Origin of the sequence: Rhizobium sp. BK650 (genome assembly GCF_014195325.1) — a bacterium.
Taxonomy (GTDB): domain Bacteria; phylum Pseudomonadota; class Alphaproteobacteria; order Rhizobiales; family Rhizobiaceae; genus Rhizobium.
Genome location: NZ_JACIBK010000001.1, coordinates 71629 through 83605 on the forward strand (window position 1 = coordinate 71629; position 11977 = coordinate 83605).

An 11977-nucleotide genomic window follows, 5' to 3' on the forward strand; every position below is an offset into this window, starting at 1 on the left:
GCTCAACCTTTCGTGCCGCCGGCAGGGCCGCGGTAGAAGAGTGAACGTGCGCCAAGAACGGCTACGACAACGATGAGTTCGACTCCGCCCATGACAAGGGCGATGGCCGTGCCGTAGGAATGGTCATATTGCTCGAAAGCGGCTTGATAGGCGGCGATCGAGATGACGCGCGTCGGGCCTGCAGGAGCGCCGAGCAGAACTGCCGAGGGGAAGACGGCGAAGGCCTGCACGAAGGACAAGCAGAACGTCACGGCAAGGCCTGGCACCAGGAGCGGCAGGAAAACGCGTGTGAAGCGCTGCCGTGCATTAGCGCCGAGTGTTGCTGCGGCCTGCTCGATCGCCGGATCGATGCCTGTGATGTAGGATAGCGTCAGCAGGAAGGCGAAGGGGAAGCCGGTGATCAGCAGTGAGGCGAAAACGCCCCAGTAGTTGTTGGTGAGCTTGAGCGGCGAATCCAGGATGCCGAAGAGGATGAGCGTCTGATTGAACCAGCCGCGCGGGCCGAGATAGGTCAAAAGGCCATCGGCGACGAAGACCGTGCCCAGCGTGATCGGCAGCACGAGGATCGTCGTCAGCAGCCGCTGCCGGCGCATCAGGCGGACGCGGAAGGCGACGGGGATTGCGAAGGCGAGGTTGACGATCGTCACCGGCAGAGCGAGCCACATTGTATTGGCGATCGTGCCATATTGGAACTGATCGGAGAAGAACTTCGCATAGTTCTCATACCAGAGCCCGCCATCCTTCGGCATCAGCGAATCCGCCACGCCATAGACGAAGGGATAGATGAACAGGGCGAGCATGAAGAACAGGCCCGGCAGGACGAGGAGCGTCGTTCCGTCGAGGCCTTGGGCGGCAAGCCGGGTTTTCAGCGACGGGCCGCTCATGAGGAAGCCCCTTTGAAGACCAGTGAACGGCCCGTGACCGGCTGCAGGCTGGCAGAGGAGCCGCGCGACAAGGCGTCATCGGCGCGGAAATAGAGCTCCGATCCATCCTTCGAGCGCGCCATGCCAAAGAAGGCGCGGCCGCGATATTCGGTGCTGGCGACGGTCACCGGGACCCCGGTGCCGTCCATGGTGGCGACAAGATCTTCCGGACGGACCGAGAGAACGGCGGCGTCGCCGACGGCAAGCTTATCGCGCATGGTACCGCTCAGCCGCGCACCGGCGGCTTCGATTTCGGCTTCGTTGCCGGAAACGGAAATGACGCGGCCGGGGATGCGGGTGCGGAAGCCCATGAAATCCGCCACCTCCAGATTGACCGGACGCTGGTAGAGATCCTGCGGTGTGCCAATCTGTTGAATGTGACCCTGGCTCATGACGACGATGCGGTCGGCAAGCGACAGGGCTTCATCCTGGTCGTGGGTGACATAAATGGTCGTCGAGCCGATCTGATCGTGGATGCCGCGGATTTCCGCGCGCATCTCCAGGCGCAGCTTGGCGTCCAGATTCGAGAGCGGTTCGTCCATCAGCACGATCGGCGGGCGGATGACGATAGCGCGGGCAATGGCGACGCGCTGCTGCTGGCCGCCGGAGAGCTGGCCGGGCAATTTGTCTGCTTGGCTTTCAAGCCGCACGAGCGCCAGTGCATCGATGATGCGCTTGTCGGCTTCTGCGCCGCGAATGCCCTGCATGGCAAGGCCGAAGCCGACATTCTTGCGTACGCTCATATGCGGAAAGAGGGCGTAGCTCTGAAAGACCATGCCGAAGCCGCGCTTTTCTGGCTCCAATTGGTCGATGCGATTGCCCCCGAGGCGGATTTCGCCGCCGGACAGACCGAGCAAGCCGGCAATGCAGTTCAGCGCCGTAGACTTGCCACAACCCGAAGGGCCGAGAAGCGCGATGAATTCGCCGGGTTCGATCGCGAGGTCGATGCCGTCGAGGGCATTATAGGCGCCGAAGGACCGCCTGATGCCATCGAGCTCAAGGCGCGCATTCTTCCGCGACGATGCTGCTGCGTTTTGAACCGGCAAAGTCAATGCAATCTCCATTTATCGGCGGTTATGGCCGCTAGAACTCCGGCGCTGGTAAGCCAGCGCCGGATTATTATGATCAATGGGGATCAGCCCTTCTTCGCGCCGATCTTTTCGTCCCAGATGCGGAAGGCCTGAACCAGCTGCTTCGGCTCAAGCGGCACTTCAAGCGGGCTGCCGGCGATCCAGTCGGCATATTCCGGCCGGCCAAATTCCTTGATGGTTTCCTGGCTCTCTGCGGGCGCCATTTCGAGGGTGACATCCTTCACTGCCGGGCCGGGATAGAAGTAACCGGCGTCATAGGCGATCGCCTGCTGCTGCGGCTGGTAGATGAAGTTCAGCACATCAAGCAGAACGCCGATCTTCTCGTCAGAGACACCCTTCGGGATGGCCGCATAATGTGCGTCAGTGACCCAATGGAAGCCCTCGAGCTTACCGACCTTGGCCTCCTCGGGGACGATGCCGAGCGCGCGCGGGTTAATATCCCAGCCCGTCGTTGTGGCGACGATGTCGCGAGTACCTTCGCCGAGTTCCTTGAAGACCACGGCGGTGCCGGTCGGGTAGTATTCGATGTTTTCGCCGAGGGCAGCCAGATATTCCCAGGTCTTGGCCCAGCCATTGACTGGATCGCGCGGGTTGCTGTCGCCGAGCAGATAGGGCAGCCCCATCAGTAGCGTGCGACCGGGGCCTGAGTTGGCGGGGCGGGCATAGAGGAACTTGTTTTTGTTCTGCTTCGTCCAGTCGAGCAGCTCCTGCGCGGTTTTCGGCGGGGTCGCTACTCTGTCCGGCATATATTCGATCAGCGGGCCGGACGGATAGTAGGTGATGACGACACCCTGGTCCTTGGCGAGCGCCTGCATCTTGAAGGCTTGCGGCTGCAAAATGCTCTCAAGGTTGGGAAGGATCGACTTCTTGCTGGACAGGTCGATCCAGAGACCCTGGTCGACGCCGGCAGAAAGTGCGTCCGTACCGGTCAGAACGAGGTCGATATCGACCTTGCCGGCAGCCTGCTGGGCCTGGATCTTTGCCGGCAGTTCTGGAGCAGGAGCCTTGGTGAAGGAGAAGCTGGCGACGAATTCCGGCTTCGCCTTGGCATAGTTTTCGAACATGCGCTGCGTCAGCGCCAGGTCACCGGCAACATCGACGATGGTTATCGTCACAGGGCTTGAAGGCGCCTTCGCCTGCGCGAAAGCGCGGAGCGGAAGCACTCCTGCCGCTGCGACGCCGGCAGCGCCGCCGACGAATGTTCTACGTGTGATTTTCATTCTATCCTCCTCTTTTGCGGCGGTACCGGCCTTTGCCTCGAGCCGCCCGTTTGGATCGCAATGCACGTCCCATACCTCGATGCGCCGGTTTTCCCAGCGGCATCAAATGCTCGCAGCTCGAAGCTTTTCCTCCGGGTGCAATGCCATGCCGGCGTTCTCCTCCGCGGCATGTCTTGGCAACAGACTTCAATTGATATACTAGTATGCACGAAAGTGTCAACGTCCCGAGACCACGCATGCGGCAGGCTTCTGACTCCGAAATCCTGGCCTTCCCGGCGCCGCGCGACACCGGCGGAAAAATCCGCCGCGTGACGACGGCGGCGGCTATTCATGAGCGTCTGCATGCCGATATCGTCTCGCTGAAGATCCCGCCGGGAACGGTGCTGCAGGAAAAGCGGATCGCTGAGGATTTTGGCGTTAGCCGCACACCCGTGCGCGAGGCGTTGCTGAGGCTTTCCGAAGGTGGTCTCGTCGATATCTATCCGCAATCGGGAACGGTGGTGTCGCGGGTGCCGGTCTCGGCCATTCCGGAAGCCGTCGTCGTGCGCAAAGCGCTCGAAGGCACGACGGTGGAAACGGCGGCAAATATCGCGACCGAGGCCGATATTGCGCGGCTCGACGCGATCATCGCCCGGCAGGAAACACATGCCGCACTTGGTAATGCTTCGAGCTTTCATGAAGAAGACGAAGCTTTTCACGAGGCGATCGCGCAGATTGCCGGCTATCCCGGCATCTGGACGATTCTGAAGACGGTCAAGGTGCAGATCGATCGGGCGCGGCGTCTGACGCTGCCAGTGCTCGGCCGCATGGACAACGTCGTGCGCGAGCATATGGAAATCCGCGACGCCATCGCAGCGCATGACATCGCATCGGCGCGAGAAGCCATGGTCCGTCACCTAAGCGCCGTCATACCCGACGTGGCGGAACTGCGCTCGCAGTTTCCTGACTATTTCTGCTGAGAAAACGAGAGACCAAGGGAGAGAGACGAAATGCGGCAAGGTTGGAGATGGTTCGGGCCGGAGGCGCCGGTGACCCTGGACGAGGTGCGCCAGACCGGTGCGACGAATATCGTTTCGTCGCTGCATCAGGTGCCGATCGGGCGCGCCTGGACCGAGGCGGAAGTGCGCGAGCGTCAGTCGCTGATCGAAACCACGCCAGCCGGCCGCTCGCAACTGACTTGGAGTGTCGTTGAGAGCATTCCGATCCCCGATGCCGTCAAGCGCAAGGGCGGACAGGCGAAGGCCGAGATCGAGGCCTGGATCGCCAGCCTTGAGGCTGTTGCCGCCTGCGGCATTCCGATCGTCTGCTACAACTTCATGCCTGTGGTGGACTGGACCCGCACTGATCTCGATTATGTGACGCCGACCGGCGCGACAGCCATGCGCTTCGACCACGAGCGTTTTGCAGCCTTCGAGCTGTTCGTTCTGCAACGTCCCGGTGCGGCCGAGGAATATTCCGAGGAAGACAAGTCACGAGCCAAGGCCGTTTATGAAAGCATGACGGAAGCGGAGGTTGCCGAGATCACCCGCATCATCACCTCGGCTCTGCCGGGCTCGACGACAGAACCGCTGACCATCCCCGCCTTCCGCGAAAAGCTCGTCGCCTATCAGGGCATCGATGCGAGGAAGCTTCGCCAGCACCTCATCGAATTCCTGGAAGCCGTCGTGCCGGTTGCGGAAGCGCGGGGCGTAAAACTGACGCTGCACCCAGATGATCCGCCGCGCTCGCTTTTCGGCCTGCCGCGCATCGCTTCGACTGCTGAGGATTATGCAGCGCTTTTCGATGCCGTGCCGGCAGCCGCCAACGGCATGTGCTATTGCACCGGCAGCCTCGGCGTGCGCGCAGACAACGACCTGCCCGCCATTGCGCGGCGCTTTGCCTCGCGCATCTATTTCGCCCATCTGCGCGCGACGACCCGCGAAGGCGATGGCCGTACTTTCCATGAAAGCGCGCATCTGGAAGGTGATGTGAACATGGTTGCAGTGCTGAAGGAGCTGGTTGCCGAGGATCGCCGCCGCAGCGCCGATCAGTCGATCGTCTTTCGCTCGGACCATGGCCACCGCATGCTCGACGACCTGCAGAAGAATGTCACGCCCGGCTATCCGGCGATTGGCCGTCTTCGCGGCCTCGCCGAACTGCGCGGTATCCTGCATGCGCTTGAAGCAGTGCCGACCTGATTTCTCTGTTTCCATGCAATTCCGGCAAAAACCGCGACATAGTTTTGCTGGAATTGCTTTGGCTTTTGTGGCCCGAAGCTTGGAGAGTCTTAGAGCCGGCCGCGCCGGTCATCGGCAGATGAAGAAGGATCAGGAATGCGCCCGGCTGATTTCGTGCGGGCGGTGTGCTGCAATGCGGACCGGCTCATATTCGTAGATCGGATTTTCCGATTTCAGGTGCAGAAGCGCGCAATAGAACTTGTAATTCGCACCGGTCACAATGTTGGAGAAGATCACATCCATTAAAATGTTTTTCCCGACGCTGATAAATATCGGGTGCTTGAGCTTTATCATGGCCTTCACCTCGTTTTTCTATCCATTGTATGGGATATTACGAGGTTCATTTTAGTCCTGGGTGCTTTCGTGCTAAATTATACATAGGTGTATAGTTCGAATTGATCTGTGGGCGAAGGCAATACCAATAATACGGGGCAACGGAGCTTTACGGCTTCAAAGCGATTTCCAGATAATTAATGAGGGAATCGAACTCTACCGGCTTTCCCAGAAAGGCCAGCGCGCCGCCTTCCATAGCGGCTGTGCGGGTTCGTTCGTCGCGATAGGAGGTCATGAAGATCATCGGCGGCTTTTCAGGTTCGCCGTTGAGGATTTCCTGCAGTTCGATGCCGCTGAGGCCAGGCATCTTGACGTCGACCAGCATGCAGTCGATCGCCGCTCTGTCGTCAAAGGCCAGAAACTCTTCAGCAGAGGCAAAAAGCTTGCTCTGGTAGCCGCAGGAGTGGATCAGATCGTCGAGCGCCTCCCGGATGGCCTGGTCGTCGTCGACGACCGCGATTGTGGATGTATGTGACACGAGATTAGTAGCCTTGCTTATTCTTGTATTACCTGAATATCATTATGAGGCTCGGTATTGTCTCGCGGTATCATACAAGGGTCTAGGTTCCGCTATCTGCCTTCCAGCATCTCGGACTTGCGCACCAGATCGGCAACCGAGCGGACCTGCATCTTGCGCATCACATTGCCGCGATGCAGCTTTACGGTGATCTCGCTGATGCCGAGATCGTAAGCGATCTGCTTGTTCATCAAGCCCTTGACGACGGCGGCCATCACTTCCCGCTCGCGAGGGGTCAGCGTATCGACCAGCGACGCGACGGCGTCGCTCGCGGCCATCTCTCTTCGGCGAGCCATGTCCTTTTCGATCGCGACACCAACGGCATCGAGAATGTCCTGATCGCGGAAGGGTTTCGTCAGGAAGTCGACGGCGCCGGCCTTCATGGCGCGCACGCTCATCGGAATATCGCCGAAGCCGGTCATGAAGACGATCGGCATCCTGCTGCCGATCCGTTCGAGATGAAGCTGGAAATCCAGCCCGCTGAGACCGGGCAGGCGCACATCGAGAAGGATACAGCCGGGCCGGTGCAGATCGGCCTTGTCGAGAAAAGCGGTCGTCGTGGCGAAGGAGGCGGCTTCCATCTGGATCGACCGAAAGAGATCGACCAGCGACTCCCTAATAGATTCGTCATCATCGACAACATAGACGATCGGCAATGCGGACTGAGCGTCTGCCTTCGATGCGGCACTAGTGTCGGTCATAGTCGTCCTCAATCGGTATGATCATTTCGAAGATGGCGCCGCCCTCTGGGTGGTTGCCGGCGGTGAGCTGGCCGCCGCGCGCCTCGAGCGTGCTGCGACAAATGGAAAGCCCCATCCCCATTCCGGCGGGCTTGGTCGTGAAGAAGGGCGTGAAGAGCTTCGTCATGGCCTCCTCGCTGATGCCGGGACCAAAATCCCTGACGGAAAGCGTCACGAACATATCATCCTTCCTGGCGAGCGAGATCAGAATCTTGCGCTGGTCGATTGCGGTTTCGCGCATGGCCTGTATGGCATTGGTGACAAGGTTGATGAGGACCTGCTGCAGTTCGATGCGGATCGCCTTCACCGCGGGTTGCATTTCGGCGGAAGCGACCTCGAAGGTCACCATGTCGCGCTGGAAATCGTGCTCCATCAACGTGCGCGTTTCTTCGATCAATGCTTCGAGATCGACATATTCGGGCGTGCGATCGGTCTGCGTCAGCATAGAGCGGGTATTGTGGATAATTTCGCTCGCCCGCTGGCTGTCGCGGATGATGCGTTCGGCAGAGCGGCGCACGGCATCGAGATCCGGCGGCTCGCGGTTCAGCCATCTAAGCAGCGTCTGGGCATTGACAACGATTGCGCCGAGCGGCTGGTTGAGCTCGTGGGCGAGCGAAGCGGAAAGCGTGCCGACGGTCGCTGCACGCGAAGCACGGGCAAGTTCGTCCTGAGCCTCGCGAATGGCCTTCTGCATCATTTCCCGCTGGGTGATATCGACCATGCCGACGACAACGCGGTTGAAGGCGGCAGGGTCTTCTGGAAAGCTCATGCTCATGATGACCAGCCGGGTCTCGCCGTTTTCGGCAATCAGATTGCCCTTGCCCTCGAAATGTCGTTCGCCGCGGAAGATGGCGTTCATCAGGTCCAGGAACGTGTCATCGTCGGGCGCGATGTAGCGGCGCATGTTGCGCGACGATGGCCCGTCGGCGACATGGCCGAGCAGCTCGAGGGCGGCATCATTGGAGGCAATGGTGCGGATGAGGCCTGTGCAGGTGGCGATGATGCCGGGATTGGTGCGGTAATATTCCCTGAGATCGGTCACGCCTTCTGATTTGAGGGACATCAGAAAGGTGCGGACCGCGGAGTAATCACGTTCCCATAGGGCGATACGACTATGCTCGAAGATGTAGCGGTAGCGGGTTTCGCTGTCGCGCAGATGCAGGTTGGCTTCGATCAGCCCGACCCGAGCGGTTTCGTTCCGGAGAATGAGGGCGCAGGTGATGGTGATGGCGGCAAGCGAAACGGCAAAACGCAGCTGCGCCGGAACATCCTCCCCCAGACCGTGAGAGTAGAAATAGGCAAAAAGTGTTAGAGCGGCGCAGATTATCGCAAGCAGCGTTGTACCGATCCTCGTCAACACTTCGGCAGCCAGCAGCAGCACGATGACATAGAGGACCGCGATGGCGCTTTGGATCTCGGTGAAGGCGTCGACGTAGAACACAGCGGCGCCGAGCACCAGTGCGATCAGGCCAAGCGTGATTTCGTGCGAGAGCGTTCCTCGTCGGCTGACCAACTTCAACAATACCGATGATCGCATGCCCCTCGCTATGGCTCCAGTGTCTATTACGCCGATGAATTGCAGCGTAGATTAATGCGGTGTCTGGCGGCGCAAAGCTATACAAAAGTGTTGGAAGTGAAGGGCAAATAAATTCGGCGATCCAAAAGGAAAGACCGTCCCGGGCGGCGGGACGGTCTCTGGCGGATGGGAGGATCCGCGGGCTTCGGCGGAGGGGAGCGCCTGCCCTTGAGGTGGCAAGGGGCGGTGCCACCAGCTTGAAACCTTGAATGGTCAGGTCGGTTCCGAGCTACGAACAGAAGGTAGATCGAAGAGCTCTGAGACATAACTATACTTAGGTTTCGGTCCGGCCATACGCTGCGACAGGTCAGTTTCCCCAGCGGACGGCTTCGAAACCTCTCCCGATGACTTCCGCGCCGCAATAATGACGCTGCGGCTGGAATGTAAACCGGTTAAAGCCCGGTGGATATGGTCACGACTTTTATGGTGTGCCAAGGTGTCGCGGGGATGATGAAGGCAGCGGGAATGGTTCGGGGAGGCGTGGGGATTATAGCCCTTGTCGTTCTTGGTGTTCTCAACGGCATCGTGGAGGTCTCGCAACTCGGCGTTTCGCTTCAAGCTCTTCGAGAACCGTTCTTGACGTTATCGATACTCGCCGCAGTTTACGGGCTTCTCGCAGTACTGCTGGACATCAGGTCCGCAGGGGAAAAGCGCCCGGCACAGGCTTCCGTAGGCGGTTGACTGCGCCATATCTCATTTGAGATGGGCGCAATAAACCTGTTCGTCACAATAGGTTCGCGAAACGGCGTGAGCGGGCTGCGCATCGTCGATGCCTTAATCTGCGGAACATCACGGCGGTAAATATTAATGCCCCAACGGTGATGGTGGCGGAAAAGGCAGCGGCGATGATCCTCGCCGCTGCCTGGGAGCTAGTGGCGGTGGATCGGATCGATCCACGGCACGTTTTCCGGCTTTTCGACCGGCTCAATATCGAGATTGACGACGACGGGTTCTTGGCCTGAACGCACCACTACACATTCGAGCGTCTCGTCGCGGCTGGCATTGATTTCCTGATGCGGCACGAAGGGCGGCACGTAGATAAAATCGCCCGGGCCGGCTTCCGCGGTGAATTCGAGCTTCTCGCCCCAGCGCATGCGGGCCTTGCCTTTCACCACATAGATGATGCTCTCAAGATCGCCGTGGTGATGGGCGCCGGTCTTGGCATTGGCGTGAATCGTCACCGTGCCCGCCCAGATTTTTTCCGCACCCGCACGCGCATTGTTGATGGCGGTCGCGCGATTCATGCCCGGCGTCTGGACGGTATTCGGATCGAGCGCATTGCCGGGGATGACCTTCACGCCATGGTCGCGCCAGTCGATGTGGTCGTGGTTATGATCGTCGCTCATGCCGCTCCTCCTGCTTTTGATGCCAATCTAGTTAAGGGGAGGCGAGCGGCCAAGAGCTGCTGGCTGGCTGCGATGAAAAAGGCCGGTGGTACCGGCTTCAGTGCCGTGGAAGTGGAAGCTTGCAAGTTTCCGATAGCGAAGATGTACGACTGTGCGCTATCACGCCATGACAGCTTGGAAAGCGCTCGAATATGACACAGAACAATGGCCGCGATGCCGCTCCGACGATTGCCGACGTTGCAAAGCTGGCCGGGGTGTCGCGGGCGGTCGCGAGCCGGGCGCTCTCCAACGAGCCGCGGCCGGTTTCGGCCGACAAGCGCGAACGGGTGGTCGAGGCCGCTGCCCGGCTCGGGTATAAGCCGAACCTTCTGGCGCAGAGCCTGACGACCAAGACGGTCAATCTTGTCGCCGTTGTCGTCAACCACATTCACGATCTCTCCGACCTCGATCTCTTCGACCGGCTGCTCGATCAGATCCAGTCGATCGGCAAGCAGGTCATCATGATCCGCATCGGTTCGGTCGCCCGCGTCGAGGAATTCCTGCGCAATGGCGTCGCCTATCATGTCGACGCGGCGCTCGTCTTTTCGGATTTCGCGGATGCAGCCACGGTGCGGCGCATGTTCCGTTCCGATCTCGTCGTCATGCTGAACGGGCTGCATGACGATCTCTCGCCTGTCGTCATGCCGGACGAGGGAAGCGGCATTGCCGAAGCTGTTGCTGATGCGGCGGCGAAGGGTGTGAAGCGCGTGGGGCTCGTCACCGGCCGTTCGTCCTCGCCGATGGAGCAGGCGCGCATCGAATTCTATCGACGGGCCTTCACCAAGAACGGCATAGAGTTGGTGCGCACGGTGCAAGGCGACTATTCCTATGCGAGTGGGCATGCGGCGGCCAAGGAACTAACCGACGCCGGTTGCCCCGATGCGATCTTCTGCACCTCTGATGCGATGGCCATGGGCATTCTCGATGTTTGCCGCCCCGATTTTCCCGGCAACCGGCCGACGCGTTTCCGGCTCTATGGTTTCGACAATCTCTCGCTCACCGATTTCGACGCCTATCCGATTTCCTCGATCGGTTACGACAAGGGCGTCTATGTCGAGCACATCGTGGATTTCATCGCAAACCCCGGTGATTTTCACCCCGGCCAGCCGCCGGTCATCGTGCCGACGACCTATTTTGCGCGCCTGACCTCTTGACTAGCGCTGGTCGTACAAGCCCGAAACCTGACCTGCGTCATCCTTCCTTTGTCTGATCGAAACCGGTTTCATCGAGTCGTTAGGACCTCCTAATTTCAAGAACATCTGATGTGAAACGCTGATATATCTGTGACGAAAAGTTCGTTTTTGCCGCCAGCGTTCAGGGGAATAATTTTCGTCAAAAGGCTGAAAAGCTGGATAAATATGGGCTGCACAATATCTCGCCACCTCGTTAGCCTTGTCGCACAAAGAAAGAGCAATCCGCATGAGCCAGCTTCCTCACATCGATTACGACGCCGCTTCCGAAGAGATTCGCGCAGCGCACGACGAGGAAGTGCGGGTTCGCGGCAACATGACCAACATGAAGCGGACGCTGCTGCATTCGCCTGAAGCGCATCGTATCTATGCCGAATGGTTCACGCTCAGGGCCGAACTGAACCCAGCTATCAGCGATCGCGAGATCTGGATTTTCTCGCATTCGATCTCCAAGGCGTTGAAGTCCGATATCGCCATCACCTTCTTTCGCCGGGCGCTGATCAAGAACGGGTTCAACCCCGATGCTCTCCAACTCACCGAGAGGGAATTGCTGCTTAAACGTTTTGGCACGGCAATCGTCGCCGATTCCAAGGCCGTTCCTGCCGATATCTGGGCCGAATTGAAGGCGCGCTACGACACGAAGGTGCTCGTCGATCTCGTCGCCTTTGCCGGCATCATGATTGCCACTGCCGTCTACATCAACGTTGTCGAGGTCGATTTCGACCCCGAGCTTGAAGCTTTTGCCGAAGGCGCCAACTGACATTTTCATTATCCGAGGGGAGTTTT

At 59.4% G+C, this 11977-nt stretch carries 13 protein-coding genes; 5 read left to right on the forward strand and 8 right to left on the reverse strand.

The genetic code is table 11. From position 1 onward, the window contains the following. Window positions 1-2 precede the first annotated feature (2 nt). The 3 genes from FHX15_RS00340 to FHX15_RS00350 all read right to left on the reverse strand — a co-directional run bounded on the left by FHX15_RS00340 (window position 3) and on the right by FHX15_RS00350 (window position 3234). The gene (locus FHX15_RS00340) at window positions 3-884 is read right to left on the reverse strand and encodes an ABC transporter permease (protein WP_184392668.1); all 882 of its coding nucleotides are present in this window, start codon (window positions 882-884) and stop codon (window positions 3-5) included. Beyond that, on the reverse strand, window positions 881-1987 hold the full coding sequence (locus FHX15_RS00345) for an ABC transporter ATP-binding protein (RefSeq protein ID WP_184392669.1): 1107 nt from the start codon (window positions 1985-1987) through the stop codon (window positions 881-883). The genes FHX15_RS00340 and FHX15_RS00345 overlap by 4 nt, the downstream gene beginning before the upstream one ends. 71 nt (window positions 1988-2058) lie before the next feature. After that, a complete protein-coding gene (locus FHX15_RS00350) occupies window positions 2059-3234 on the reverse strand; it encodes an extracellular solute-binding protein (RefSeq protein ID WP_184392671.1) in 1176 nt (391 codons plus the stop codon). A gap of 236 nt (window positions 3235-3470) precedes the next feature. On the opposite strand from FHX15_RS00350, the gene FHX15_RS00355 reads away from it, so the two are divergent. Both FHX15_RS00355 and uxuA read left to right on the forward strand, forming a co-directional pair. Further along, window positions 3471-4193, forward strand: coding sequence for a GntR family transcriptional regulator (locus FHX15_RS00355; RefSeq protein ID WP_184392673.1), 723 nt, complete (start codon window positions 3471-3473; stop codon window positions 4191-4193). A 30-nt stretch (window positions 4194-4223) separates the two neighbouring features. After that, window positions 4224-5411, forward strand: coding sequence for a mannonate dehydratase (uxuA, locus tag FHX15_RS00360; protein ID WP_184392675.1), 1188 nt, complete (start codon window positions 4224-4226; stop codon window positions 5409-5411). A gap of 129 nt (window positions 5412-5540) precedes the next feature. Here the strand turns inward: uxuA and FHX15_RS00365 are convergent, their stop codons facing one another. From FHX15_RS00365 to FHX15_RS00380, 4 genes are all read right to left on the reverse strand, one after another. Next, on the reverse strand, window positions 5541-5744 hold the full coding sequence (locus FHX15_RS00365; protein WP_184392677.1) for a hypothetical protein: 204 nt from the start codon (window positions 5742-5744) through the stop codon (window positions 5541-5543). A 148-nt stretch (window positions 5745-5892) separates the two neighbouring features. Next, window positions 5893-6261 (reverse strand): response regulator transcription factor, encoded by a 369-nt coding sequence (locus tag FHX15_RS00370; RefSeq protein ID WP_184392679.1) that lies wholly within the window; start codon window positions 6259-6261, stop codon window positions 5893-5895. A 92-nt stretch (window positions 6262-6353) separates the two neighbouring features. Beyond that, window positions 6354-7001 (reverse strand): response regulator transcription factor, encoded by a 648-nt coding sequence (locus FHX15_RS00375; protein ID WP_184392681.1) that lies wholly within the window; start codon window positions 6999-7001, stop codon window positions 6354-6356. Continuing rightward, window positions 6988-8577 carry an ATP-binding protein gene (locus FHX15_RS00380; RefSeq protein WP_184392683.1) on the reverse strand — a complete coding sequence of 530 codons (1590 nt, stop codon included), beginning with the start codon at window positions 8575-8577 and terminating at the stop codon, window positions 6988-6990. The genes FHX15_RS00375 and FHX15_RS00380 overlap by 14 nt, the downstream gene beginning before the upstream one ends. 486 nt (window positions 8578-9063) lie before the next feature. Here FHX15_RS00380 and FHX15_RS00385 point away from each other — a divergent pair, with 486 nt between their 5' ends. Beyond that, a complete protein-coding gene (locus tag FHX15_RS00385; protein ID WP_184392685.1) occupies window positions 9064-9297 on the forward strand; it encodes a hypothetical protein in 234 nt (77 codons plus the stop codon). Window positions 9298-9485: 188 nt separating this feature from the next. Here FHX15_RS00385 and FHX15_RS00390 read toward each other — a convergent pair whose 3' ends face one another. Beyond that, a complete protein-coding gene (locus tag FHX15_RS00390) occupies window positions 9486-9962 on the reverse strand; it encodes a cupin domain-containing protein (RefSeq protein WP_184392687.1) in 477 nt (158 codons plus the stop codon). A 191-nt stretch (window positions 9963-10153) separates the two neighbouring features. Here FHX15_RS00390 and FHX15_RS00395 point away from each other — a divergent pair, with 191 nt between their 5' ends. Both FHX15_RS00395 and FHX15_RS00400 read left to right on the forward strand, forming a co-directional pair. Then, a complete protein-coding gene (locus FHX15_RS00395) occupies window positions 10154-11155 on the forward strand; it encodes a LacI family DNA-binding transcriptional regulator (RefSeq protein ID WP_184392689.1) in 1002 nt (333 codons plus the stop codon). 265 nt (window positions 11156-11420) lie between these two features. Continuing rightward, window positions 11421-11951 carry a hypothetical protein gene (locus FHX15_RS00400; RefSeq protein WP_184392690.1) on the forward strand — a complete coding sequence of 177 codons (531 nt, stop codon included), beginning with the start codon at window positions 11421-11423 and terminating at the stop codon, window positions 11949-11951. Window positions 11952-11977 lie beyond the last annotated feature (26 nt).